This window comes from Sphingobium sp. V4, assembly GCF_029590555.1.
GTDB lineage: Bacteria > Pseudomonadota > Alphaproteobacteria > Sphingomonadales > Sphingomonadaceae > Sphingobium.
The window spans coordinates 2,841,224-2,865,677 of the sequence record NZ_CP081001.1; the positions used below are offsets into that span (position 1 = coordinate 2,841,224).

19 protein-coding genes, 1 tRNA gene and 1 pseudogene are annotated in these 24,454 nt (G+C 61.1%); 10 read left to right on the forward strand and 11 right to left on the reverse strand.

What is annotated here, in order from left to right; translation table 11 throughout:
* Positions 1 to 234 precede the first annotated feature (234 nt).
* The 6 genes from K3M67_RS14160 (at position 235) to K3M67_RS14185 (ending at position 4,631) form a co-directional block, all read left to right on the forward strand.
* Entirely contained in the window at positions 235 to 906 is a 672-nt protein-coding gene (locus K3M67_RS14160) for a DUF6088 family protein (RefSeq protein WP_285831796.1), read from the forward strand.
* Complete coding sequence (locus K3M67_RS14165; protein ID WP_285831797.1) at positions 903 to 1,892, forward strand: nucleotidyl transferase AbiEii/AbiGii toxin family protein; 990 nt, start codon at positions 903 to 905, stop codon at positions 1,890 to 1,892. The genes K3M67_RS14160 and K3M67_RS14165 overlap by 4 nt, the downstream gene beginning before the upstream one ends.
* Positions 1,893 to 1,944: 52 nt before the next feature.
* The gene (gene tnpA / locus K3M67_RS14170; RefSeq protein ID WP_285831798.1) at positions 1,945 to 2,292 is read left to right on the forward strand and encodes an IS66-like element accessory protein TnpA; all 348 of its coding nucleotides are present in this window, start codon (positions 1,945 to 1,947) and stop codon (positions 2,290 to 2,292) included.
* The gene (gene tnpB, locus K3M67_RS14175; protein ID WP_031286377.1) at positions 2,289 to 2,630 is read left to right on the forward strand and encodes an IS66 family insertion sequence element accessory protein TnpB; all 342 of its coding nucleotides are present in this window, start codon (positions 2,289 to 2,291) and stop codon (positions 2,628 to 2,630) included. The genes tnpA and tnpB overlap by 4 nt, the downstream gene beginning before the upstream one ends.
* 73 nt (positions 2,631 to 2,703) lie before the next feature.
* Positions 2,704 to 4,368 (forward strand): IS66 family transposase, encoded by a 1,665-nt coding sequence (gene tnpC / locus K3M67_RS14180; protein WP_285831799.1) that lies wholly within the window; start codon positions 2,704 to 2,706, stop codon positions 4,366 to 4,368.
* Positions 4,369 to 4,385: 17 nt separating this feature from the next.
* Positions 4,386 to 4,631, forward strand: a complete 246-nt coding sequence (locus tag K3M67_RS14185) for a hypothetical protein (RefSeq protein ID WP_285831800.1) — start codon at positions 4,386 to 4,388, stop codon at positions 4,629 to 4,631.
* A gap of 383 nt (positions 4,632 to 5,014) precedes the next feature.
* On the opposite strand, the gene K3M67_RS14190 is transcribed toward K3M67_RS14185, so the two are convergent.
* From K3M67_RS14190 to K3M67_RS14205, 4 genes are all read right to left on the reverse strand, one after another.
* Positions 5,015 to 6,391 carry a transposase gene (locus K3M67_RS14190; RefSeq protein WP_285831801.1) on the reverse strand — a complete coding sequence of 459 codons (1,377 nt, stop codon included), beginning with the start codon at positions 6,389 to 6,391 and terminating at the stop codon, positions 5,015 to 5,017.
* A gap of 399 nt (positions 6,392 to 6,790) precedes the next feature.
* On the reverse strand, positions 6,791 to 8,398 hold the full coding sequence (locus K3M67_RS14195) for a hypothetical protein (protein WP_285831802.1): 1,608 nt from the start codon (positions 8,396 to 8,398) through the stop codon (positions 6,791 to 6,793).
* Positions 8,340 to 12,185, reverse strand: a complete 3,846-nt coding sequence (locus K3M67_RS14200) for a hypothetical protein (RefSeq protein WP_285831803.1) — start codon at positions 12,183 to 12,185, stop codon at positions 8,340 to 8,342. The genes K3M67_RS14195 and K3M67_RS14200 overlap by 59 nt, the downstream gene beginning before the upstream one ends.
* Positions 12,186 to 12,451: 266 nt before the next feature.
* Positions 12,452 to 13,504, reverse strand: a complete 1,053-nt coding sequence (locus K3M67_RS14205) for a hypothetical protein (RefSeq protein WP_093079145.1) — start codon at positions 13,502 to 13,504, stop codon at positions 12,452 to 12,454.
* Positions 13,505 to 14,147: 643 nt separating this feature from the next.
* On the opposite strand from K3M67_RS14205, the gene K3M67_RS14210 reads away from it, so the two are divergent.
* Both K3M67_RS14210 and K3M67_RS14215 read left to right on the forward strand, forming a co-directional pair.
* Positions 14,148 to 14,819 (forward strand): DUF6088 family protein, encoded by a 672-nt coding sequence (locus tag K3M67_RS14210; RefSeq protein WP_285831804.1) that lies wholly within the window; start codon positions 14,148 to 14,150, stop codon positions 14,817 to 14,819.
* A 2-nt stretch (positions 14,820 to 14,821) separates the two neighbouring features.
* Positions 14,822 to 15,874, forward strand: a pseudogene (locus tag K3M67_RS14215) (nucleotidyl transferase AbiEii/AbiGii toxin family protein).
* Positions 15,875 to 16,289: 415 nt separating this feature from the next.
* Here K3M67_RS14215 and K3M67_RS14220 read toward each other — a convergent pair.
* Together K3M67_RS14220 and K3M67_RS14225 are read right to left on the reverse strand one after the other, a co-directional pair.
* The gene (locus tag K3M67_RS14220; protein WP_285831805.1) at positions 16,290 to 18,287 is read right to left on the reverse strand and encodes an AAA family ATPase; all 1,998 of its coding nucleotides are present in this window, start codon (positions 18,285 to 18,287) and stop codon (positions 16,290 to 16,292) included.
* A 540-nt stretch (positions 18,288 to 18,827) separates the two neighbouring features.
* Positions 18,828 to 18,919: transfer RNA gene (locus K3M67_RS14225), tRNA-Ser, on the reverse strand.
* Between the two features lie 233 nt (positions 18,920 to 19,152).
* On the opposite strand from K3M67_RS14225, the gene K3M67_RS14230 reads away from it, so the two are divergent.
* Positions 19,153 to 19,971 (forward strand): DUF1134 domain-containing protein, encoded by an 819-nt coding sequence (locus K3M67_RS14230; protein WP_285831806.1) that lies wholly within the window; start codon positions 19,153 to 19,155, stop codon positions 19,969 to 19,971.
* A gap of 6 nt (positions 19,972 to 19,977) precedes the next feature.
* On the opposite strand, the gene dinB is transcribed toward K3M67_RS14230, so the two are convergent.
* The 4 genes from dinB to K3M67_RS14250 are packed head-to-tail and all read right to left on the reverse strand — an operon-like array spanning position 19,978 to position 22,827.
* A complete protein-coding gene (gene dinB, locus K3M67_RS14235) occupies positions 19,978 to 21,057 on the reverse strand; it encodes a DNA polymerase IV (protein WP_285831807.1) in 1,080 nt (359 codons plus the stop codon).
* Between the two features lie 39 nt (positions 21,058 to 21,096).
* On the reverse strand, positions 21,097 to 21,729 hold the full coding sequence (locus K3M67_RS14240; RefSeq protein WP_285831808.1) for a hypothetical protein: 633 nt from the start codon (positions 21,727 to 21,729) through the stop codon (positions 21,097 to 21,099).
* A gap of 52 nt (positions 21,730 to 21,781) precedes the next feature.
* A complete protein-coding gene (locus K3M67_RS14245) occupies positions 21,782 to 22,306 on the reverse strand; it encodes a DUF177 domain-containing protein (protein WP_066865710.1) in 525 nt (174 codons plus the stop codon).
* Positions 22,303 to 22,827: a ubiquinol-cytochrome C chaperone family protein gene (locus tag K3M67_RS14250; protein ID WP_285831809.1), complete on the reverse strand. Its 525-nt coding sequence runs from the start codon at positions 22,825 to 22,827 to the stop codon at positions 22,303 to 22,305. The genes K3M67_RS14245 and K3M67_RS14250 overlap by 4 nt, the downstream gene beginning before the upstream one ends.
* Before the next feature lie 165 nt (positions 22,828 to 22,992).
* On the opposite strand from K3M67_RS14250, the gene K3M67_RS14255 reads away from it, so the two are divergent.
* Entirely contained in the window at positions 22,993 to 23,502 is a 510-nt protein-coding gene (locus K3M67_RS14255) for an outer membrane protein assembly factor BamE (RefSeq protein WP_084439291.1), read from the forward strand.
* 50 nt (positions 23,503 to 23,552) lie between these two features.
* Here the strand turns inward: K3M67_RS14255 and K3M67_RS14260 are convergent, their stop codons facing one another.
* Positions 23,553 to 24,449, reverse strand: coding sequence for a pirin family protein (locus K3M67_RS14260; RefSeq protein WP_285831810.1), 897 nt, complete (start codon positions 24,447 to 24,449; stop codon positions 23,553 to 23,555).
* Positions 24,450 to 24,454 lie beyond the last annotated feature (5 nt).

Below are 24,454 nucleotides of genomic sequence, written 5' to 3' on the forward strand. Positions count from 1 at the left end.
TAAGTCAATGATTTGACGGGAAAATCAGCTGCTTTGGATGGCCGGCCGAAATCTCTTCTGAGTTGGTGTTTATCCATCATCGTTTACATTCGTTCGGCTAGTTGCGACATGGTACTGCTTTGCAACGCCACCGGTTTTTCGCGTAATTTGTCGGAAAAACGCATCACAAATCTGACAGATTCATCTTGTGATTTGTCAGAATTCCGTATACACGCTTCTGACAAAGGAGCGGCTATGCGTGGACCGGGCCTCGATCTCAAAAGTGCCATATCGGACCGGATGATCGCCGGCGGCGTGCCTTCAATCTGGACGCCGCAGGACTTTCTCGATCTCGGTTCTCGCGATGCCGTCGACCAAGTGCTCCATCGACTGACCCGCAGCGGCGGCGTTCGCAGGATTGCCCGCGGCCTTTATGACAAGCCGAAACTCAACCCCCTCACAGGCAAGCACACGCACCCCGATCCCCGCGCCGTCATCGATGCACTGGCTCGCCGGGACCAGGCCCGTATGCTCGTCGATGGCGTAACCGCAGCCAACGATCTAGGACTATCCGATGCAGTCCCTGCTCGTATCGTCGTCCACACCGACGCAAGGTTGAAGCCCATCACGCTCGGCAACCTCAAGATCGATTTCAAAACCACTGCGCCAAGTCGGCTTCATTGGGCTGGACGGCCAGCGATGCGGGTCGTTCAGGCCTTGCATTGGTTGCACGACGCCGGGGGAGATACCGATCCGGATGTTGCCAAGCGTCTGCGTAACATCTTCGCCCACCCCCATCACGGCGCCGACATCGTCAACGACCTTCAGGCCGATATGCTGACGCTCCCGCTCTGGATGCAGAATATCCTGCGCGATACGATGCCGGCTACCGCGTCAGCCAACCGTCCGAAGACCAAGCGAGCATGACGATGAATCCCGCTTATGCCCAGTTCTTCGCGGCCGACCCGACGGATCGACGTGATGTGTTTATCGGCGCCGGGCAGCGGCTCGGCACTGCGCCCCAGAATATCGAGAAGGATTTCTGGGTCTGCTGGACCCTTGATGCGTTGTTCAACGGTCCGGCGTCCCACGGCCCGCGCTTCTTGTTCAAAGGGGGCACGTCGCTGTCGAAGGGCTTCGGCCTGATCCAGCGTTTCTCCGAAGATATCGACATCACTGTGTTTCGTGAAGACATCGGCCAAGATGCAAGCGTCGAGGCGCTGGAGGAGATGTCCGGTAAGAAGCGACAGGCAAAGCTCGACGCCATCAAGGCGGCATGCCAGGCCTTCATAGCCGGAGACCTGCTCGCCCAGCTATCGGAGACGCTAGTCAGTGCAGTCGGCGAGGGCATGGCGGGCGCGAAGGTCGAACTCGATCAGGACGATGAAAGCGCCCAGAGCCTTCTCCTCTGGTATCCAAGCGTGACCGCCGAGTCCGATGGCTACATCCGCAAAGCCGTCAAAATAGAATCCGGGGCCAAATCCGCTCTCGACCCTCATGCCCGCCACAGCGTCATTCCCTATCTCGCTGACGATCTGCCCGCCCTCGATCTGACGGTTGCCAACGTGACCATCGTCGATGCGGAACGCACCTTCTGGGACAAGGTCGTCATACTCCATGGCCTGCGCCGCTGGTTCGACGCCCGGCAGGTTCTGCGTGCGGGTGGCCAGCGCGTCTCACGCCATTACTACGACGTGCACCAACTGATGATCGCCGGAACGGGCGCTTCAGCGATGGCTAACCCCGCGCTCGGCAGGGATTGCGTCGCACACGCCCGGATGTTCTTCAACAGCCGCGACCTTGATCTTGCCCATGCTGAGCCCGGCAGCTTCTCCCTGATGCCGACCGATGCGATGATCGCTGACCTTCGCCGCGACTATGGTATCCATCCGGCGGCCGCCGCCTTGTCGTGAGGTAGTGGACTGCTCTTAAGAATGCTCTCGGGAGTAGGCTTAGGAGCGGTTGATGGGGCAGATCACGGTGATGACCGGGCCGGAACGGCGGCGGCGGTGGAGCGACGAGAAACGGCTTCAGATTCTGGCGGAAGCCTTTGCGCCAGGAGCCAGCGTCTCGGCCGTGGCGCGACGGCACGACATTTCCACAGCGCGGATCTACACATGGCGCAGCAGGCTGCGGCAGACGCCTGCCTTGGCCGAGTTCGCCGAGGCGGTGGTGGACGATGGCGAACAGCGAGGCGGGCATCAGGCCGGGATGCCGGTGATCATCGTGGATCTGGGTGGCAAGGGACGCGTGAGCATATCAGCTGTGGCCACACCTGCCTTGGTGTCGGCGGCGCTGAAGGCCTTGCGATGATCCCAGCAGGCGCACGGGTGTGGATCGCAATGGGCCATACCGATATGCGCCGCGGGATGCAGAGCCTCGCGGCGATGGTGCAGCAAAGTTTCTCGCGCGACCCATTTGCCGGCGATCTCTGGGTCTTTCGAGGGCGGAACGGGTCGCTGGTGAAGATAATTTGGCACGACGGCCTCGGGATGTCGCTTTATTCGAAGCGCCTGGAACGAGGGAAGTTCATTTGGCCCTCCGCGAAGGACGGAGTGGTGTCGCTGACGAGCTCACAGCTGGCCTGTTTGCTCGACGGCGTGGACTGGCGGAACCCGCAATATAGCTGGCGTCCGCAGAGCGCGGGATAAGGCACGGATTTTCTTTTGCCGAGGTCGCATTTTCCGCTTCATCCGGGCGGTTTTCTGTGATTCCATCCGGGTTGTGGACGCCGCCGTTTCGCCCCTGCCTGACGATATCGAAGCGCTCAAGGCGCTGGTGCTGCTCAGTGCGCAACGCGCCGATGCGGCCGAACAGCGCGCGACAAGTGCCGAAGCCGAACTAGCCAATGCCCGTGCCCGGGAGAGCGCCACCGAAGCCTTGATCTCGCACTACAAGTTGCAGATCGCCAAGCTCAGGCGTGAGCAATATGGCCCCAGCGCCGAACGCACCCGCCGGCTTCTCGCGCAGATGGAGTTTGAGCTCGAAGATCTGGAGGCTGACGCCGCCGAAGATGATCTTGCCGCCGAGACCGCCGCAGCAAAGGCAACGACCGTCACAGCCTTTGAGCGCAAGAGGCCGGTCAGGAAGCCATTCCCTGACCATTTGCCACGTGAGCGCGTCGTCATCCCGGCGCCCTGTTCTTGCCCGTCCTGCGGTGGCGTGCGCCTGTCGAAGCTGGGCGAAGATGTGACCGAGACGCTGGAGGTGATCCCGCGCGCCTGGAAGGTCATCCAGACCGTGCGCGAGAAGTTCTCCTGCCGAGATTGCGAGAAGATCACGCAGCCGCCCGCGCCCTTCCATGTCGTGCCGCGTGGCTGGGCCGGCCCAAGCTTCCTCGCCATGCTGCTGTTCGAGAAGTATGGACAGCACCAGCCTCTCAACCGTCAGGCCGAGCGTTTCACCCGCGAAGGCGTGCCGCTGAGCGTCTCCACGCTCGCAGATCAGGTCGGCGCGGCTTCCTTTGCTTTGATGCCCATCTTCCGGCTGATCGAGGCCCATGTGTTTGCCGCCGAGCGCGTACATGGTGACGATACCACCGTGCCGGTCATGGCAAAGGGCAAGACCAATACTGGCCGATTATGGGACTATGTCCGGGATGACCGCTCGTTCGGCGGCGCCGATCCGCCAGCGGTGGTATTCTATTACTCGCGGGATCGGCGCGGCGAACATCCCCAGGCGCATCTCGCGTCCTGGTCCGGGATTCTGCAGGCAGACGCCTATGCGGGCTATTTCGAGCTGTACGCTCCCGATCGTCGGCCCGGCCTTATCGTGGAGGCGGGATGCTTTGCCCATGCACGTAGGAAGTTCTTCGAACTCGCCGACGTCGAGGGCGCCGCGCGCAAGAAGAGCCGTGGTGAGCGAGCCGGTCCCATCTATCCGATCGCGCTGGAGGCGGTGCAGAAGCTTGATGCCCTGTTCGACATTGAGCGAGGCATCAACGGCAAAACCGCGGCAGAGCGGCTTGCCGTTCGGCAGGAGCTGAGCGCGCCGCTGATGGCCGAGTTGCACGATTGGCTGGAGGCTCAACTCACCAAGCTCTCCCGCAACCATGATCTGACCAAGGCCATCAACTATATGCTGCGGCGCTGGGACGCATTCACCCATTTCCTCGCCGATGGAAGGGTCTGTTTGACAAACAACGCAGCGGAACGGGCGCTGCGCTGTGTGCCACTCGGGCGGAAAGCCTGGCTATTTTGTGGCTCCGATCGCGGCGGTCAGCGCGCCGCCATCATGTTCTCACTCATTCAGAGCTGTCGCCTCAACGACGTAGATCCTCAGGCGTGGCTTGCCGACGTCCTCGCCCGCATCGCCGGTCATCCAGCCAATCGGCTTGGCGATTTACTCCCCTGGAATTGGAAGCCAACAGCGTTGAAGCTGGAGCCGTGATCTCATAGCATTACGGCATGGAATTTGGCCCGCAACCCGAACTGATCGAATCCCCGCTCTGCCGTTCTATGGAACAGGCAGGCGTGCGTTTGACGATCAACATCGTCCGGCTTGCCACCGAACGTGGTTGGTCCCTTGAAGTCGTCAACCAGCACGGAACCTCGACGGTCTGGGACGATCTCTTTCCCACCGACCGAGATGCCGATGCCGCGTTCCGCGATGTGCTCGCTCAAGAAGGCATCGAGGCCTTCCTCGGCAAATAAGATGCCAAATCCGGCAGCGAACCGCCCTTAGCCGCGGTCCTCAACGGATGCGTACCGACTATGGTGCCATGGCCGGCATGATCTTCAGCGATGTGCCCGACTTCGATGACGTTCTCGCAACCGTCGAAACGCTCCAGCGCTCGTTGAACGAACCGGCTGCATAATTACCACCTAGGGCATCGCTCATTGTCCGAAATTTGTGGGTGTATTTCGGACATGAGCAGCCGAATGCCAAAAGGACTCGAACCATCCCGTCATTCAGGTGCGAGCTGGTTTACCGGCGTCCAGATACCCAATGATTTGAATGGCATGGCACGGTCGATAGTGTTGAAGAAGTCCGGGATTGCCGTCCACTGGTGCTGAGGTGGACCCGGGCAACTGGTTCAGGCAGGAACGGTCTTTGGATGGATCGGGACCAGCTTGGCCAGCTTACGGAGGTTTTGAGCGGTTGCTGCCAGGTGGAACTCATCCTTTGCACCGTTTGGCCCTCGCAGACGTAAGCGATCGAGTTTGAGGATGCGTTTGAGGTGGGCGAACAGCATCTCAACCTTTTTCCGCTCGCGTCGGGATGTGACATAGGCATCAGTTTTGGACAGATCTCTTGCCAGATCCCGCGCGCCCTCGTGGATTGATCGGATCACTTTTCGGTTGGGCTGACCTGGGCAGCATTGCGGCTTGAGAGCGCAGGCATCGCAGTCATGTTTACTGGCGCGGTAGCGGATGAACCCGTCCTGATCGACGTCAGGCGGTGGGATCGCATAGTTCTTGCGGCGCGGGAACAACTCTTTGCCGCCGGGACATACATAGAGATCATTGTGATGGTCGTAGCGGAACTCGGTGCGTTGGAAACTTCCAGTCCGGCGACCCACGTGATCGAAGATGGGAATGTGCGGTTCGATACCGCGCTCATGGACGAGCCAGGCAATATTGGCGGCATCGCCATAGCCGGTATCGGCGGCCAGACGCTGCGGCCAGATACCAAAGCGTTCCTGCGTCCTGTCGATCATAATTCGCTGCGCTGTCACCTCAGCTGGGCGGATCGCCGTGGTAGCTTCGACATCAACAATCACGGCGTTTGCCAAATCGATGAGATAATTGGTGCTGTAAGCGAAGAAGGCTTGCCCGCCATGTGCGCTTGTCCAGCGCGCTGCAGGATCGGCAGGCGACAGATATTTGGGCGTGACGGGCGATGCCGCGCCGAAGGCTGCTGCATCGAGTACCTCCAGATACTCCCGGGCTGCGTGGTTGACGATGTCCGGGGGCAAGCCTTCCTCGCCGGGCACACCTCGCTGGCGGTTCGCGTCGGCCTTTATCAGGCTGGCATCGACGGCAAAGCCTTCGCCACCGACTAACCCTTCCTCAATGCAGCGCGTAACTGTCATCTCGAACAGGTCCCGCAACAGATCGCTATCCCGGAAGCGGCCTCGGCGGTTCTTGGAGAAGGTCGAATGATCCGGCACAGCTCCGTCAAGACCGAGGCGGCAGAACCAGCGATAGGCCAGGTTAAGATGCACTTCCTCGCAGAGGCGCCGTTCTGACCGGATGCCCAGGCAATAGCCGATGAGCAGCATCCGGATCATAAGCTCGGGATCGATAGATGGGCGGCCCGTCTCGCTGTAGAATGGTCGTAGCTTCTCCCGGATACCGTTCAGGTCCACAAAGCGGTCAACTGCCCGCAATAAGTGGCTTTGCGGCACATGATCTTCCAGGCTGAAGCTGTAAAACAGCGCCTCTTGCATCACCGTCCGATTGCCCATCATTAGCCTGTCTCCCAACGACAGGTTCAGTGAATCAGGACTGCACGATTACTGCAAGGCCGAGTTTTTCAACACTATCGGTCCAACGATGACCTTCTGAGGCATCTCATTCGTCACCGCAGGGGCCATCGGTGATCGGCGCTTCGTGGCTATGTCCGACCAGAACGTGCCGTTCCGATGCTTCCCCGGGGTCTGCTCATGCCGGAACCGGTCATTCGCGAGTTCGGCAACTGCCGGGCAGCGATCGTCCCTTTTCAGCCGTTCCGCTGAGGTTGGCCCAAACCCTAGAATCCTCCGTCCGTTCATCTAGCGGCAGGCTACGGCCTGCGCCATGCGCGTTTTTGCAAGGTTTGCGTTAGCCGGGTAATAGTTGGTGATATATGGAACCCAAGCCGCTGCCCTTCAGACCGTCGGCTCTTCCCGGAAATCACCCATCCACGGCAAAAGCTCCCCGATCCTGTCCTTGAACGGATAACTCCGTTGCACGCCTATATTTGCGGCATGCGCGACTGACAGCATGAAGCCCTTCTTCTCGCCCGAGGCGATCGTCCTGGCAGCCGAGAGAAAGCTATCTGCGGTGCCGTTCTGGAGCGCAAACTCGACATCGTCGATCTGGCAGAATGCAATCTCGCGACGATCCTCCGTGTCAATGCCACCTTCCGCGTCCGCAAGTCGATGCGCCGTTGCAAGGACGTTCTCGGCCTGATTGCTCGCCATTGCGAGCCAGCTGTCGGCCGTCACAATGACTGGCTGGCAGTCCGGGGCAAGTGTCAGCGTTCCAGTCCACCCGCATCGTGCATGCGCGAAAAAGCGCCAGAGTTGAAATATCCCTTTGGCGAGTTCGTCGAAACCGATCGCCGCCTCGCTTATAGGGTCATCGGCATATCGTGCGGCAAAACTCATGCGCTTCGCCTTGCATTCAATCAGCCCAACGATCCCAGCGGGGCCAGTCACGAGGATGTCCGGGGTACGATACTGCGCCTTTTTCGGCCCGTATGTGACCTCGCCTGACACAGTATAGGGTGCCATCATGGCATCGAGATAGCCGAGCACGTAGGTCTCGAACCGCTTGCCGATTTCGGTCCATACTGCTGCGCCGCCACGAACCACATCGAGATACAGCCCGGTGGTATAGCGATACATGATCAATTCCGGGATTGGTGCCCGAAGTCGCTCGCCTCGAGAGCCAAACGCTATGATCGGAAAGTCGCGCAATATGCTGGGACTGTATCCCGTATGACGCTGATTTTTGCGCATCCGGGCCGCACGGACGCGGGCTTCACCATGGGAGATCGCCAGCCTGGCAAGTGCCGCTTCACGAACTTTGGGCGTGATCCCGATCATCGTCAGGTCTTTTGTTCGCTCGGTATAGTCTCTTCCGGCAAGCGCTCCCGAAAAACAGGCGCCCACTTTGACAAAGTCGGGAATGGCAAGGCCAGCGTCATCCTCGAAAAAGTCGCGCGCGCTGCCGGTTCCGTAGAGTAGTATCGATCGGTAGAGATGCGGTGCATTCGCAACGCCCCGTTGCCACGGAAACTGTCGCTGGGCGATCCGCGCCATCTCATAGAAAACATCGTGATTTTTGAGGAAGACGCCGTCTTCGGCATTTTCGAGCTTGATCAGGATGCCCTGCAAAACGCGCAATGTCTGGAACCGCTGCGCGTTGAGGAGCCTGGTCTGGCCAACACCAAACCCCTTGGGCTTCGGGATCGCGAGCAGTTCGTTGACTAGGGTTTCCAGGGACCAGGGTGGAATATGGTACGGAGATCCAAGCTCCGCGCCGAGCGCCTCACCCGGGAGATCATGAACCGCCTGGAAACCGCTGGCATGGCCGGACTGCACGGCGACGACGGCGGATATGAGCGAAATCATATCCTCATCAATGCTTTGCGATAAGTATCTCGCCAGCTTGCAGCGATATACTTCGCGCCCGATCTGGCCCATTGCCGCGTTACCGCCCTTCGATCCGCAGTTTCGCGTCGAGATCCTCAATTGCCCCGTGTCGGTCATAGGAGCGCGCCAGTTCATGCAAAGCCTTGCCGACTTGCGGATGGGTTTCCTCCAGCCCGTTAGCATGATGGCGATAATGCGCCGCGAGCTCCCGTTCTTGATCGCCGCCCTCATAGGCGGCTCGTGAATGTACGCCGCGCTTGTTCATGCTGCCGGTGTAGAAGCCTCGAAGCATATCCTCGGAGGGTGCGCGTTCCAGCAGTACCCTTGCGGAGTCGCCCGGCCAAAAGCCGTCAGCGCCATTGGGTGCGTGCGCGAGAATCTGTCCGAGCGTGATGTCGCACACCTCGAGCCGGTCCTGTTCGGTGGCAAGTCGCCGGGCATCTTCGACAAACTGGATCGCCAGATCGCCGTCGATCGACCCGTCCGGATTCGTGCCCGGCTGGCGCTCGCATGCATGCAGGATGTGCCAGGCATTCTCGGCTGCGCCTTTTTGCTGGTCGTCGGCATCCCGCGGCGGCCCATTGCGCGGCTTGTAGATCAGGCAGAGGAGTTCGAGGAACACTTCAGGTCGTGACATTAGAACCCGGTACAGCGACTTGGCGTGCTGCTCCTCCTCAAAGCCCAGCGCGCGGATAAGCGCGAATTCAAGTTGAACCAGTCGCATCTCGTCAATCGCGCCGGTCTCTTCCAGATAGTCGATCGCATGCTGGAACACGTAGCTCTGCGGCACTTGGGCTTCGTCAAGCTCGAACCCTTTCATGACGCCTTCGAGCATCTCCATCACCAGTTCGGGGTCATGGCCCGAGAATTTGATGTGACAGGCTTTGAGCGCCGAGACTGGGCGCCGGTGCGCGACCAGCTTGCGCAGAGCGGTTTCCATCTCGGCAGGGTCGTCGAGCCATAGATTGCCGATGCAATGTGACCAGAAATGCTCGGTCTCGCCGATGCTGTCGGCGCGTGCCCAGATCTGCGGATCGTGTGGGCACAGCAGCAGCAGGCGAACCAGCCACTCCGAGCCATGCTCGGCGATGCGCGCGCGCTCAAAAATCCTGTCCAGCGCCAGATGACGCTGCTCCGGCGACACACTGCACAAAATGCTCGTGGCAAGACTTGTCCGAATCTCGCCGCGATGCAGCTGGCCCGCATCTTCCACGATCCAGCGTTCGAGTTCCTGTTCCGCTATGCCGAGATGGCGCAGATGGGCACCGAGCGGCCATGCTTCGCCGTGCCGGGTGGCCAGTTCGAGAACACCCTCCCAGCCCAAGACTTCGAATATCTCCCCAAGCGCGGCCCGAGCGGCCTGTGCGCTCTGCTTGCCTTCGGCGTCCAGCTCGGTCCCGCGTGTTCGGGTGGGCAGCTCAACCCAACCGCTCTGGAACAGCCAGGCGTGGCGGATCAGAAGATCGTCGGGTTCGAGGTCAGCATAGGCGGCCTCCAGCGGCGCGAGGAACTCAGCAAAGGTCGGGTCGTCGCGCTTGTCGTCATAATTATGGTGCCAGTAGAGTTTGTGACGGAGCGCAGAACGGATCAGTTCCTTGTCCTGGTCGCCCACGGTTCGGCACTCACGGATCAGCGCCATGAGACGCTCCTGGCGCGGCGCGTCAAGCGTCGTATATTTGGAAACGAGTTTCGCGATGCGGGCGGCATTGCCGCGTGACATCTCGATCTGCCGGTCGATAGCCGCGACCAGCATCGTATGGCGTTCGAGATGGGTCGCGCCATAGCCTGCACCCGCATCGTCATCCCGCCATTTGGGGCGAGCGATATGGGATGCGGAATCGGGGCCTGGGCCGGTCAGACTGTTGAGCAGCCGATAAGCTGCCTCCGGGACCTGCTCGATCAGGAAATCGATCGCTGCGATGCGCTGCTCGACGGTCGCGGCGGTTTGCGGGAACCAGCTACGGTAGAGGTCCTGCAACGAGCTTTGCGGCGTATTGCCCCAATTGCCTTCGATCGTGACGGCAGTTAGCCTGGCCAGGATCAGCGAAACGCGCCGCAATCGATTGGGCGCCCAAGCCAGCGTCTCGAGCGCCCAAAGTATCCCGGCATGCCAGCAGCGGCTGCCGATGCCCGCGCTCCTAGTCTCTGCGAAGACCGCCAGCGGGCCGCTTCCGGGTACATCGAGGCCGCGCTCGACCGCGCCAAGAAATTCGTGCGGGCTTGCCTCAGCCAGTGCGGGCAGCAGGCTCGCCAGCGAAAGCCAACGCACCCGATCACAATCACGCAGCAGATTGTGGACGAGGCGGCCGATTCGGCCTTGGATGTCGATCGCCACGAGCGCCGGGATGTCAGGCCCCCGGACCGCCAGCTTGATCAGGGTGTCGCAAAGCGAATCGAGCAACAGGCCGCTGATTGGCCGCACCTTGCCGTGAATGGCGGCGGCGAACCGGTCTTCTTCCGCAAGTTCCAGTTCCGGATCGGGCGTGGAAAGGATGGCCTCTAGCTCTGTGAAATAGCGGTCCAGCTGAGCTGGAGTGAGGCGCTCCCCGAATATAGCGAGCAGTTCGAGCGCAGACTTTGCTTTCCAAACGCTGCCGATGTGTAGCAGCGGGGAATCGTCGAGCCGCTCGAGGGCAAGCAGATCGGCTTCAAGGTCGTCATAGGATCTGCCAGCGATCCTAGCGACGATTTCGGCATCTCCGGGTTTCCCGGTCGACCAGCCCCCGATGAGGCACACCGCGGCAAGCGCATCGGCCGCAGGGCTGTCGAGCCAGGCGGGCCGCCGGATAGCGGGGTTGATCGCGTGCTGACGCCGAAATACCGACCAGGATCGGCCACAAAGGGTTGAAAGGCGCCGCGTGTCATTCTCGTCGAGCCCGATCGCTTGCAGCGCTTTCTCGAATTCCTCGGGCAGCGCCCGCTCGAGCACCATCTCGGCATCGTTCAGCCGTCCCGCGACGCCTCTGAACTGGCGGGCCATATCGCCCGACGCATAGGGTACGAGCAGGGCCAGCCGCTCGCGGGTCGCGGGTGCCTCGGCGACGGCTGGCGTCGCCGCAACGGCAATGGTGATGCCGATGTTCTTCTCGACATAGCGCCAGCCATCTGCGCTGGTCACGATCACCGCCTGACTGGACAATTGTTCATGCGGGATCAGCGCAGCTGCGGCGAACGCGACTGCCTCCTCGACGCTGTCGGCCTTGATAGCGAGTGGGTCACGCGCCGTTCCGCTGTGGATCTGATCTATCCGCCCGGCCAGTTTGGCCATTTGATCGACTCTGCCAGTAAGCAGCGCGTCCGGCATGATTTTAGGTTTGCACTGCGCGCCCCATTTTTCCAGATACGCCGCCAAGCTCTCGACGCCCGGACCGGCGATGCCCAGCTCCTCGCCAAATGCCAACGCGACCGCCGGACATTGCTCGAGCCATTGTTCCAGATCGTCGGCATCATAGGCACGAACGTCCTTCCAGCTGCCCTCGGCGATCTTCTCATCGCGCCAACGCGTCTTTCCCGCCCAGCGCCGTGCCGTGCAGGCCACGTAAATTCGGTCAGCCTTGACCTCGGCAGGCGTCGCTAGGGCCCGTTTGCTAAAATCCTCATTCGCCTTGGTGGTAGCGTCTGCGCGGCAGCTCAATTCCCAGAACGAATGACCGGCCGGCACCCAGGCATTGCCGATCTCGCTGTGCAGCTCACCATCAAAACCTGGCAGGGACACGGACTCGCCGGCTGGCATCGTTATCTGCGTCGTGGTCGCGACGCTGTGAATGAGTCGGCGCAGCAGCCGAGGCAGTTCTGTCGCAGCGGGTGTCGTGCCCGCCCAATCGGCAATCTGTATCGCAGTAACCATGACGTCAGAATAGCGCTTGAGAGATTCGAACGGAAGAAGAACAATCGGAATTGCCACAGCCGTCGCCGCGACATATTAAGGAAGCGCTGGAGCACGTTTGTTGGTGGAAGGGCAGTGGATAACTGGAACGGGAAATCGGGACGATCTCAGTGTATCGCGAGCAACCATCCGAAAGCCGACGGGCAGTTGCCGCCCCAATTCTAGCTGCTCGATCAACCATTACCGCGATGTCCGCTCGCGCCGTTGACTGGCTATGAAGCGTTCAAGCGGAGTTAGGGAGTCGCGGACTGGGGTGACCGATTGCAGCGTCGCCACTGCCAGCGTCAGCGTGGCAGGCTGATGATGAAGCGCCAGATCAGCACGTCGAGATGGTTTTCCGCGCTGTCGATGTCGTCGCCGAATTCGAGCATTTCGATCAGGTCGAGGTTCGAGAGGACGAGGATCAGCTTGCCGCTTTCCCGCATCGCCCCTTGCGCTGCGCGCTGGCAGCTATCGTCGCCGCCTTTGCGGGCGATCAGGAAGCAGACCGTGCGTAGCGCGCTCGAGAAGAGGTAGCGCTCGGTCGAGTAGATCTGATCGGCTGTGATCGGATCTGTGTAATTCTTGCACTCGAAGAGTATCGCGCGGGTGCGGAAGTCGGTTTTGAGCGCGCTCCAGAACGCGCGATCCGTGGCGATGCGGCAGATGAAGTCGTAGCGGTTTGCGCCGTCGCTTGTCCCTGTCTGTGACTCGAAGCCGAACAGGCTGGGATCGAACAGGAACCTGAAGACCTCCTTGCAAAGACCCTCATAGTCTGTGGGTGTGAGCACGCCTGCGTCTGCATCGTGCGCGCGCAGTCGCGCGATAAGAGTTTCCCGTTCCGCGAGCCGCGCCTGCGCGCGCTGTTGCTCAAGGTCTTCGGCAGATAGGGGGGCAAAGTCCGGGTTTGGTGGTGCCTGTGCATCCGCCTCCGCCTCGAGGTCATCAAGCCGGATGATCCGGACCTCGGTCTGATGTCGCGCCCAATGGGCGGTGACCGGCGTTGCGAAGCCTGTGACGATGATGACCGGCGTGTCGGTCCAGGCGTCGCGTCCACGCAGGGTCACCAGACGAAGAACTTCGCGCCGTAGCTTGTCGATCTGGCCGGAACCCACTTCGCCGGAAATCTCGACGGGAGTTTTCTTCGGACCGTCCTCGATCAGGAGATCGAGCTGAATGCCGTTCAGCACCACGCCCTGGTGGACGATATATCCCAGCCGGCGATACGCCGAGACGACCCGGTGCAAGAGATTGGCTTCAGCGCGTGCTTGACGTTCGGCTGTGGGTATCTCGTCGTAACTGAAACCTGTGCTGCGCCCGATGGCGAGGCCCCGCATGGCCGGCAGATTGGAGGTCATGGCAATCCTTTTCATGTCCGCGACGGAGAATGCTGTGGTGTGATCTAGGCCAATGATCGCCCGAAGTCTGGCGGAGAAAACACCCGAAATGGTGTCGCTGGCCGACTGTGCGACGTGATCGACTGGGACGGCCCCGCCTTCACGATTGAGGACCTGCCGGACAAAGGGCCGCCGACCCTGCGTTTGACCCAATCGTCATGGCTGTTGGGGCGTCCGCTCTTCCGGCCAAGCCAAAGGAGGGAGGGGCCGCTTCTGCCGAAAGATGTCGTTCGCCGTCGCTGCTGGGAATGGCAAATAAGTCCCAGGCCCGGGCGCGCATCAAAGAACGCAGCGACCAGAGGCGACCCGTCCATCTACGTCCAGCCTTTTCCACAAATCGAAAGCATGCTAAAGTTGCTCCCGGCGACTTCGCAAGTCTATGATTTTACTGCGAAATCAATCGCTTAGGTCGCCCGGCCGAAAGCTCTTCTGAGTCCGTGTTCGTCTATCAACGTCCACGTTCGTCCAGCTATTTCCGACATGGCGCTGCGTTCCGACGCCGCCAGCCCCTCTTGTGATTTGTCAGAAATTCGCGTCATGTATCTGACAAACTAATTGTGGTTTGTCAGAATTGCGTATACACGCTTCTGACAAAGGAATTGCCATGCGCGGGCCGGGTCTCGATCTCAAAAGTGCCATAACGAGCCGGATGGTCTCCGGCGGCGTGCCTTCGGTCTGGACGCCGCAGGACTTTCTCGACCTCGGCTCTCGCGATGCCGTCGACCAAGTGCTTCATCGACTGACCCGCAACGGCGAAGTCCGCAGGATTGCCCGCGGCCTTTATGACAAGCCGAAACTCAACCCCCTCACGGGCAAGCCCACGAATCCCGATCCGCGCACTGTCATCGATGCGCTGGCTCGCCGGGACCAGGCCCGTATCCTCGTCGATGGCGTAACCGCAGCCAACGATCTAGGACTCTCCGATGCCGTCCCTGCTCGTATCGTCGTCCACACGGACGCGAGGTTGAAGCCCATCACGCTCGGCAACCTCAAGATCGATTTCAAAACCACTGCGCCAAGTCGGCTTCATTGGGCTGGGCGACCAGCGATGCGGGTCGTGCAGGCCTTGCATTGGTTGCACGACGCCGGGGGCGATACCGATCCGGATGTTGCCAAGCGTCTGCGCAACATCTTCGCCCACCCCGGTCACGGCGCCGACATCGTCAACGACCTTCAGACCGATATGCTGGCGCTCCCGCTCTGGATGCAGAATCTCCTGCGCGATACGATGCCGGCGACCGCGTCAGCCAACCGTCCGAAGACCAAGCGAGCATGACAATGAATCCCGCTTACGCCCAGTTCTTCGCGGCCGACCCGACGGATCGACGTGATGTGTTTATCGGCGCCGGGCAGCGGCTCGGCACTGCGCCCCAGAATATCGAGAAGGATTTCTGGGTCTGCTGGACGCTCGATGCGCTTTTCAATGGTCCGGCGTCCCACGGCCCGCGCTTCCTGTTCAAAGGGGGCACGTCGCTGTCGAAGGGCTTCGGCCTGATTCAACGTTTCTCCGAAGACATCGACATCACAGTGTTTCGTGAAGACATCGGCCAAGATGCAAGCGTCGAGGCGCTGGAGGAGATGTCCGGTAAGAAGCGACAGGCAAAGCTCGACGCCATCAAGGCGGCATGCCAGGCCTTCATAGGCAGAGACCTGCTCGCCCAGCTTTCGAAGACCCCAGCCGATGCAGTTGGCGAGGGCATGGCAGGCGCGAAGGTCGAACTCGATCGGGACGATGAAAGCGCCCAGAGCATTCTCCTTTGATATCCAAGCGTGACCGCCGAGTCCGATGGCTACATCCGCAAAGCCGTCAAAATAGAATCCGGGGCCAAATCCGCTCTCGACCCTCATGCCCGCCACAGCGTCATTCCCTATCTCGCTGACGATCTGCCCGCCCTCGATCTGACGGTTGCCAACGTGACCATCGTCGATGCGGAACGCACCTTCTGGGACAAGGTCGTCATACTCCATGGCCTGCGCCGCTGGTTCGACGCCCGGCAGGTTCTGCGTGCGGGTGGCCAGCGCGTCTCACGCCATTACTACGACGTGCACCAACTGATGATCGCCGGAACGGGCGCTTCAGCGATGGCTAACCCCGCGCTCGGCAGGGATTGCGTCGCACACGCCCGGATGTTCTTCAACAGCCGCGACCTTGATCTTGCCCATGCTGAGCCCGGCAGCTTCTCCCTGATGCCGACCGATGCGATGATCGCTGACCTTCGCCGCGACTATGGTGCCATGGCCGGCATGATCTTCAGCGATGTGCCCGACTTCGATGACGTTCTCGCAACCGTCCAAACGCTCCAGCGCTCGTTGAACGAACCGGCTGCATAATTACTACCTACGGCATCGCTCATTGTCCGAAATTTGTGGGTGTATTTCGGACATGAGCAGCCGAATGCCAAAAGGACTCGAACCATCCCTTCATTCAGGTGCGAGCTGGTTTACCGGCGTCCAGATACCCAATGATTTGAATGGCATGGCACGGTCCAACGATGACCTTCTGAGGCATCTCATTCGTCACCGCAGGGGCCATCGGTGATCGGCGCTTCGTGGCTATGTCCGACCATCATTGGTCATTCAAATGCGGTGACGGCGCGGGCGGCTTTCGCCGGAACCCGCCATCCGCAGCTCTGGCACTTGTGACGTCACCGAAATCGTTCGCCGGTCAGCTAGGTCGGAGCCGACCGGGCGCACGATACTAGTTATGCTCTGCCGCAGCCATCTCGGATTGCCGGGATCGGTCCATTTAACGAGCCAGAACGTCGCTGACTAATGGTCGCAACTTATGATATAGATTGTGATCGCCAGAGCTGCGCAGGTGGCTAAGGAGTCTCACAAGATCTCGTTCGGGTTTCGTGCCGTCTGTTGTATATTGAGATGTTCCATTAAATGCCTCTAGCCGCTCACCGGCCCAAGCCAGCAAAGCATCAATTTCAATGGCTGCAGCCTCGGCAGCCTTTCTGGTTTCAGGCTCAGAAAGTATAGCTTGCAGCTCGACTGGAAAGTACGAGTTCACCCGGCGAATTGCCTCAGCGACAAGACGGGTAGCAAATCCAGATACGGCGATTTGCTGTGCTAAAGCGAATGTAAAGTTCGGCATTTTTGGAAAGAATTTCTGCGCATGACTTGCAAAGAAGCCTTGCAATATCTGCTTACCACTAAAACGGCTGAGTGCACTCCCGTCCAAAAGCTCTTGGTCGATGTCGGCTAAAACCGCGCCCTTTTGTGCATCGACTCGTATACGCATATTTTGCGCCTCACGGTCAAAATCAACGGAACCAATATCAACGGAAATCTCATTTCCGGCGACGGCAATGTTGGGCCTAATCGTCGCTGTGCCTGCAACTGTTTTCAACCGACGCCGTATCTCCTCGTCCCGCAAGCCTTGCGCCACCAACATCAACGATTGACGCACCGCTTCCGCGGACGCAAGCGCGCCGTGGGGCACGTAGGGCTTGAGGACTACCGCGATGCTTTGTGGATCAAGCAATAGGTTCTCTACCATGCATACAGGCCAAGGAAATACCCAAGGTTGATCCGTGCTTTCATAATCGGCATCAACCAGCGCGTAGGCTGTAATTGGATGCTCTTGCTCGGCGGCCGCTCGGCGCAGACGCTCAGCTCCGGAAATTGCCTGAGTTCTACCCCTGCTCGGTACAAAGGCATAGCCACGGAAATCTGGCAGCATCAGCTCGAGAAGGCCAATATCTGTGTGCTTATTTGTATCTGATGCGAATTCGCCTTCGATGAACAGGACAGGCCGTCCTCTGGAATAGGTATACGCACTTCCGAGCAATTCTCTTATAGCGAGCAGGCGGTCGGCATTGTCAGCCAATTTCGAGAACTGGTTCCCGTTCCACGACGCTTGCCAAGCCATAAGGATAAATAGTTCGTCAGGTTGAGCGGCATCTATCATCGTAGGAGAATGAGTTGCCACTATAAACTGTATACTATCACTCTGCGCTAAATGTCGAAAATACGCCACCATATCGGCTTGCAAAGCCGGGTGCAGGTGAAGTTCTGGTTCATCTATCAAGAATGTTCTTTTAGATCCTGCATGTTCGATGCCAAGAATCTTATCGATCTGGTATTCCAGAACGGGGAGAAAGAGGGTCAATATCGCCTTTTCCCCTGAACTGAGTTCGTCAATGTCGAATGGAGCGTCCGTGGATTGGTATATTGATCTAAAAAGAACCCGAACATTATTCTTATCGATCTCTTCTATTGCATCAAAGACGAGGTGCGGCAAAAGTCTATTGAGCAATTCTCTCAGCGGTTCATATGGGTCAAGTATGTCATCTTCATAAACCTTGCCAAACTTTTGATGAAGTTCCTGAAGCCTATCTCGATACTTTTCGCTTATGACTGCGAACGAGACTTTCACCAAGGCTTGAGCTTCATCAGAAGCGTCGGGATCACGCGCTTGCCCCTGAAAGTTCTGAATGCTGTACGGCACGGCACCTTGAAAATGGGGTAGATTCGAACTCGTCAACATGTCGCCAAAGCTCATTGGCATGCCAAGCACCGAGGCTTTTAACAGGCTTCCTTTCCTCCACGGCCGATGTGGGCCAATGTGAAGTACTTTCGTCCCTTCTTCTTTTACGCCTTGATCCTTCAGAAGAGTAAGCAGGCTGGACTTACCTGCTCCATTCGCACCGGTCACAAACACGAGGTCAGGAAGCCCGTCGTAGCTCGCGGAAATTAGAGATTTGCGCCCTGCAACATTGAAGCTTCTAATGGCCATGATACCTCTAATCTCCTGCTGCCGTATAGTGGCGGCTCTTGACGGTCATTGCAGAGGCGGACCGGGGAGGGAAGAGCAAGATGCCGTCAGTCAGGCGTTCCTTGGGTGTCAGCTCCTGGTAGGATGCGACGTTCGATATGGAGGTCGGGAACGGCAGCGAAGTCCCAGGCCCGGACGCGCATCAAAGAACGCAGCGACCAGAGGCGACCCGTCCATTTACGTCCAGCCTTTTCCACAAATCGAAAGCATGCTAAAGTTGCTCCCGGCGACTCCGCAAGTCTATGATTTTACTGCGAAATCAATCGCTTAGGTCGCCCGGCCGAAAGCTCTTCTGGCACCATTTTTCAGCAAGCCTGAAAATACTCAAAAGCGGCTGGCAACGGCCGCTTTTTTGTTATCTCGCACAAATGTCGGCTTCTCGGGTTCGACGCCATCGCGCGCAGCACAACCCTGTCTGTCAGAATAAGGATCCGCCTGTCGCGCAACCTGCACGATGCCCCGCCTTGCGGCGAAGTCGTTGCTCATCTTCAGGAAAAAGGTTGGCGGAGACGGAGGGATTCGAACCCTCGGTAGCCCCTTAAGGCTACGACGGTTTAGCAAACCGCTGGTTTCAGCCACTCACCCACGTCTCCGCACGGATTTGCCCGTCTCTTGGGGAGAGGGGCAGTGGCTAGGGCGCGGCTATAGCGAGGGCTTTGCTGCATGGCAACGGTCCTGTGCAGGGATTTTTTCGCTATGGGGGGACCAAGGGATTTCGGTCCGGCCCGGAATCGACTCGGGTCGCCGTTCGTTCATTGTCGGCTCAGCTTTACAGCCGATAATCTGGAATATGGTTTCAAGAGCGGGCATCCGGGGAGTATCGGGCATGATCGGCATCAAGGGGCGCGTGGGCGTCCGCATCGCACGCGCAACGACGTTGATCGCGGCGCTGGCGGGATTGGCGCTGACTCCGGTCGCGATTTCCGCACAGGTCCGCACGATCGATCCCAACACGGCGATCGACGCCGACCTCGCTCCACCGCCACCGGCGACCAGCGCGCCGACCGATCCCGGCGTCGATCCCAGCGTCGATGATGGCGCTAACGACAGCGGCACCAGCTACGATCCGCCGCCCCCGGTCGCGGCGCCGCCGTCCAGCGGCACGACCGCGACCGGCGCGCCCGTGACGGCGGATTCGCCACCCTCGACCATTTCCCCCGGCCAATCCTACCAGGAAGACGACCTGATCGGCGCCGCCGAGGGCGTGTTCGGCAAGGGCGCGGAAGGCCTGGCCGGCATCATCGAGAAAATCCTGAAGGATCAGGGCCGCCCCAACGCCTATATTGCCGGGCGTGAAGCATCGGGTGCCTTCGTCGTGGGCCTGCGCTACGGCTCGGGCACGCTCAACCACAAGATCGAGGGCAAGCGCGAAGTCTATTGGACCGGCCCGTCGATTGGGTTCGACGTGGGCGGCAACGCGGCCAATACCTTCGTTCTGGTCTATAATCTCTACGATACGCAGGAACTGTACCACCGCTTCCCCGCAGCAGAGGGGACCGCCTATCTGGTCGGCGGCTTTACCGCCAGCTATCTGCGCTGGGGCAATGTCGTGCTGATTCCGATCCGTCTGGGCGTCGGCTATCGCCTGGGCGTCAATGCCGGTTACATGAAGTTCACCGAAAAGCGGAACTGGCTGCCCTTCTGATAAGGCTCATAGCGACAGGGCGAGTTGCTCGCCCTGTTCGCCTGCTTGTTCCGATTCCAGATTATGCACCCCCAGCCCCAGCAGCCGCGCTCCCATGCGCAGCGGCAACTGCGCCAGCAGCAGTTCGCGTCCCGCCTGACGCAGCAGGTCCGGCGACCGCACCGGCGCTGAAAAGCTGCGCGACCGGGTGATGATGCGGAAATCGGCGAACTTCACCTTCAGCACCACCGTCCGGCCCCAGGCCTGCGCCCTCTCGATGCGGGTCCACAGGCTGACCGCGATGCGCTCGATCTCCGCCACCAGCGCCGCCTCCTCGACAAGGTCGTCGAAGAATGTGTCCTCCACGCTCACCGACTTGCGCCCTTCCCGTTCGCGCACCGGACGATCATCCTCCCCCCGTGCCGCGCGATAATAATAGTCGGCCATATTGCCGAAATGGGCTTGCAGGAAATGAAGGTCGCGCGCCCGCAGATCCGCGCCGGTCTCGATCCCCAGCGCCTGCATCCGCTTCGCCGTCACCGGCCCCACGCCATGGATGCGCCGCACCGGCATGGCGGCGATGAAGGCCGCGCCCTCTCCGGGCCGCACCACGCAGATGCCGTCGGGCTTGTTCTGGTCCGACGCCAGCTTGGCGATCAGCTTGTTGTAGGATACGCCAGCCGAGGCGGTAAGGCCCGTTTCCTCGCGGATCATCCGCCTGATCGCCTGCGCGACCTGGGTTGCCGAACCCATGCCAGGCTTGTTCACGGTCACGTCCAGATAGGCTTCATCGAGCGACAGGGGCTGGATGATGTCGGTGAACCGGCTGAAAATCTCCCGCACCTGCGCCGACACGGCGCGATAGACCTCGAACCGCGGCTTGACGAAGACCAGGTCGGGGCAAAGCCGCCGCGCCCGCGCGCCCGGCATGGCGGATCGCACGCCGAACCTGCGCGCCTCATAGCTGCACGTCGCCACCACGCCGCGCGGCCCGCCGCCGCCGACCGCGATCGGCAATCCGCGCAAGCCCGCATCGTCGCGCTGCTCGACCGACGCGTAGAAGGCGTCCATGTCGATATGGATGATCTTGCGCGCGCCCGAGTCCATGGTGCTCGCTATGCCATAAGGCAGAACGAAAGGGAAACGTCAGCGCAGCAGGCGCAGATTGTCGAGCAGCGCTTCCAGATGCGCGCGGCTGATGCGGCTCCAGACATTATAGGTGCAAACCTGGCCGCCGACCCGCAGATAGGCCACCGAATGCAGTCCCCTGCCCTCGGGATTGTCGGCCGGATACGGCTCCGCGCCCGACAGGCCATAGCCAGCGAAGGCGGGCGCGGGCAGGCCGTCAATGTCCCGCAGATGCGGCCATTGCGTCGCCAGTCGCGCGCGTTGCGCCGCCGCCGGCGCCTCATCCTGCGGCAGCAGGCCCGGTCCGGCAAAGCCATAGGCGCTGCGCAGCGCGGGCAAGTCGAACGCGACGCCCCAGCCGCCGCTGAAATCGGCGGCGCGCGCTACACCCTGCGCGCCCGCGTCCGACGCGAGCGCAAGCGGCGCGCACCCGCGCCTGTCCCTGGATCTGGACCATTGGGCGCGGGCGATCTCTTCGCCCACCAACGGCTCGGGTCCGTGCGACGACGCGGCTGGCGACCCGGCCCGCGGGGCACCTAGGGGTGGGGAGGCATTGTCCTTCGGCCGATCGGCCTCCATGCCGTCCGATACCGTAGGATCAGGTGCGCCCGGCGACCCGCCGTCGCAGGCACCCATCATCGTCACCGCCATCCACATCCATCGCCGCATCGCGTCAGGACGCAGGGGCCGACGACCGGGTTCCCTATTTCCTGTCCTTGAGGCCCAGAAGCGCGGCGAACGGGCTGGCCTGTTCCTCGCTCAGAACGCCTGCCTCCTTCAGATAGGCGTCGGCGTCCGGTGCCCGCGGAAACGGGATCATCGCCAGCGCCATCGTTTCGGCCACCGCCTCGCCCATGTCGACGACCTGCCCATCATAGCCGATCGTGTCGCAATCCTCGGCGTCCAGTTCCAGTTCCTCGGCTTCGGGCGTGCCTTCGCCTTCCACCACGAAGCGCAGCACGAAATCCGTGTCGATCGTCTCGGGCACCGGCACGCCTGTCGCGACGCAGGGCTGGGCCAGCGCGGCGCGCACCCGCCCCCGCGCCATGATCGCGCCATTCTCCTCGGTCAGCGTATAGTCCGCCTCCAGCCGGTCGAGCGCGGACAGGCCGAAGCGGCGGGCCAGCGCCTCGCGCTCGGCCGCGTCGGCCGCGATATGGGTGTCCCCGGTCAACCGCTTGACCTGGTCGGCCTTTACGGGCCGGGAAAATTCGGGCGTCATGCTCATCCAAGATCTCCTGCCAGCAGGGCGTCACGCGTCAGGCACCCCAGCCGCGTCCAGCGCGCGCGCAGACCGGCTTCAACATGAGCGACGGCCGCATCGGCCACCTCCGCGCCGCGGTACAGGTTGCGGCGCAGCGCGTCGGCCAGGTCCGCGTCGCCGGTCAAAGCATCGCGATAGGCGCTGATCCGCCCGCCAAGCGCGCTCATCATGCGCCCGACATGCTTGCCGACCACGACGTCGCCAATCCCTTCCTGCCGCAACTGCCCGTCCATGTCCTCAACGAACAATTCGGTCAGCCATACGCTTTCCTGCGCCGCGCCCTGTTGTTCCAGCCGGATTAGCGCCTGCGCCAATATGGCGACGATCATGTCGAACCGGCCGTCAAGCGTGTCCGGCACCGCGCCCTCCAGATACCAGTGCGGCCGCCGCCCTTCGCCCACGACGGCATGATAGAGCGGCCGCAATCCCTCGCGGGGGTCAGTCCGACCGAAGAAGCGATGGAGGAAGGAGGAGGTGCTGGACATGGAACGGAACGGCTTTTCGAGACGGATCGGCCGGCGGCGCGCCGTCCGATGTTTTGCGCCCCTTGTCGGGGCTTGCGCATTTCCATATTGATCGCTGCGTCGCCCAATGCAATGGCGGCATCAGTTTTATCGGGTTCGCGGGACATGCCCCCGCAGGAGACGTCCATGCCTCAGTTCAGCCGCCATTCCCGCCGCGGGCGCGTATTGATCGCCGTCGGCCTCAGCGCGCTGCTGCTCGGCACCTCGGCCTGCACCCGCATCCGCAGCCATCAGGGCTATCAGGTGGACAAGCTGCTGGTGGATTCGGTCCAGCCGGGCATCGACAATCGCGCCTCCGTGGAAGGCACGCTGGGTCGCCCCAGCTTCGTGTCGCAATTCGGCGAGCAGGACTGGTATTATGTCTCGCGCAACATGCGCGCGCTCGCTTTCTCCAATCCCAAGCCGGTCGACCAGACGGTGCTGCGCGTGCGCTTCGATCCGGCCGGCAATGTCGTGGCGGTCGACCGCATGGGCCTGGAGCAGGTAGCGAACATTTCGCCGATGGGCGACAAGACCCCGACGCTGGGCCGCAACCGCAGCCTGTTCGACGAGATTTTCGGCAATATCGGCGCGGTCGGCGCCGGCGGCATGGGTGGCCAGGGCGGCGGCCCCGGCGGCGGCCCTAACGGCAGCTAAAGATCCTAACGCCCGGCCTCGACGGAGACCGGGCCTTTCCTTTCGTGCGTTCACGTCGGGAGCGGGATGAACTCGCTTTCTTCCGGGACTGGCGCGAAACGCCGGGCCTGCCAGTCGGCCTTGGCCTGCTCGATCCGGTCGGCCGACGACGAAACGAAGTTCCAGTAGATGTTGCGCTTCTCGGGCAGCGGCTCGCCGCCCAGCAGCATCAGGCGCGTACCTCCCCTCGCCCGCAGCACGATCTCCGCGCCCGGCTTGAACACGACCAGTTCGCCGCTCGCGAAGCCGCCGGTCTGGCCGATCACCTCGACCTCGCCCGCCACGACATAGATGGCGCGTTCGATATGCTCCGCCTTCAACTGATAGCGCGCGCCATCCTGAAGCGCGATGTCGGCATAGACCATGTCGGAATAGGTCTTCACCGGCGACACCAGCCCGTCGGAACTGCCTGCGATCAGGGTGAGGCGCGCGCCCGCATCCTCGATCGTCGGAATCTCGTGCGCCTTGTGGTGGGCAAAGCCGGGATCGGTCTCCTCATATTGCGTCGGCAGCGCGACCCAGGTCTGGAGGCCGAACAGCTTGCCGCCCCTGGCGCGATTCTCTTCGGAGGTGCGTTCGGAATGGACGATGCCCCTGCCCGCCGTCATCCAGTTCACCTCCCCCGGCCGGATCGGCTGGATCGACCCCACCGAATCGCGATGAAGAATCTCGCCCTCCAGCAGATAGGTGACGGTGGCGAGGCCGATATGGGGGTGTGGGCGGACATCCAGCCCCTCGCCGCTGTCGAAGACCGCCTCGCCCATCTGGTCGAAGAAGATGAAGGGGCCGACCATGCGGCGATGCGCGGACGGCAGCGCCCGGCGCACGGAAAATCCGTCGCCCAGATCACGGACCGGCGGGAGGATGATCATGTCGACGCCGTCGACCTCGGAAGTGCGGATGGACATGGGAC

What these genes read in the sequence shown, in the direction of transcription:
- K3M67_RS14160 (WP_285831796.1), top strand. Translation starts at nt 235, where the DNA reads ATGCGTGGACCGGGCCTCGATCTCAAAAGTGCCATATCGGACCGGATG.
- K3M67_RS14165 (WP_285831797.1), top strand. Translation starts at nt 903, where the DNA reads ATGACGATGAATCCCGCTTATGCCCAGTTCTTCGCGGCCGACCCGACG.
- tnpA (WP_285831798.1), top strand. Translation starts at nt 1,945, where the DNA reads ATGGGGCAGATCACGGTGATGACCGGGCCGGAACGGCGGCGGCGGTGG.
- tnpB (WP_031286377.1), top strand. Translation starts at nt 2,289, where the DNA reads ATGATCCCAGCAGGCGCACGGGTGTGGATCGCAATGGGCCATACCGAT.
- K3M67_RS14185 (WP_285831800.1), top strand. Translation starts at nt 4,386, where the DNA reads ATGGAATTTGGCCCGCAACCCGAACTGATCGAATCCCCGCTCTGCCGT.
- K3M67_RS14190 (WP_285831801.1), bottom strand. Translation starts at nt 6,391, where the DNA reads ATGATGGGCAATCGGACGGTGATGCAAGAGGCGCTGTTTTACAGCTTC.
- K3M67_RS14195 (WP_285831802.1), bottom strand. Translation starts at nt 8,398, where the DNA reads ATGACCGACACGGGGCAATTGAGGATCTCGACGCGAAACTGCGGATCG.
- K3M67_RS14205 (WP_093079145.1), bottom strand. Translation starts at nt 13,504, where the DNA reads ATGACCTCCAATCTGCCGGCCATGCGGGGCCTCGCCATCGGGCGCAGC.
- K3M67_RS14210 (WP_285831804.1), top strand. Translation starts at nt 14,148, where the DNA reads ATGCGCGGGCCGGGTCTCGATCTCAAAAGTGCCATAACGAGCCGGATG.
- K3M67_RS14220 (WP_285831805.1), bottom strand. Translation starts at nt 18,287, where the DNA reads ATGGCCATTAGAAGCTTCAATGTTGCAGGGCGCAAATCTCTAATTTCC.
- K3M67_RS14230 (WP_285831806.1), top strand. Translation starts at nt 19,153, where the DNA reads ATGATCGGCATCAAGGGGCGCGTGGGCGTCCGCATCGCACGCGCAACG.
- dinB (WP_285831807.1), bottom strand. Translation starts at nt 21,057, where the DNA reads ATGGACTCGGGCGCGCGCAAGATCATCCATATCGACATGGACGCCTTC.
- K3M67_RS14240 (WP_285831808.1), bottom strand. Translation starts at nt 21,729, where the DNA reads ATGGCGGTGACGATGATGGGTGCCTGCGACGGCGGGTCGCCGGGCGCA.
- K3M67_RS14245 (WP_066865710.1), bottom strand. Translation starts at nt 22,306, where the DNA reads ATGAGCATGACGCCCGAATTTTCCCGGCCCGTAAAGGCCGACCAGGTC.
- K3M67_RS14250 (WP_285831809.1), bottom strand. Translation starts at nt 22,827, where the DNA reads ATGTCCAGCACCTCCTCCTTCCTCCATCGCTTCTTCGGTCGGACTGAC.
- K3M67_RS14255 (WP_084439291.1), top strand. Translation starts at nt 22,993, where the DNA reads ATGCCTCAGTTCAGCCGCCATTCCCGCCGCGGGCGCGTATTGATCGCC.
- K3M67_RS14260 (WP_285831810.1), bottom strand. Translation starts at nt 24,449, where the DNA reads ATGTCCATCCGCACTTCCGAGGTCGACGGCGTCGACATGATCATCCTC.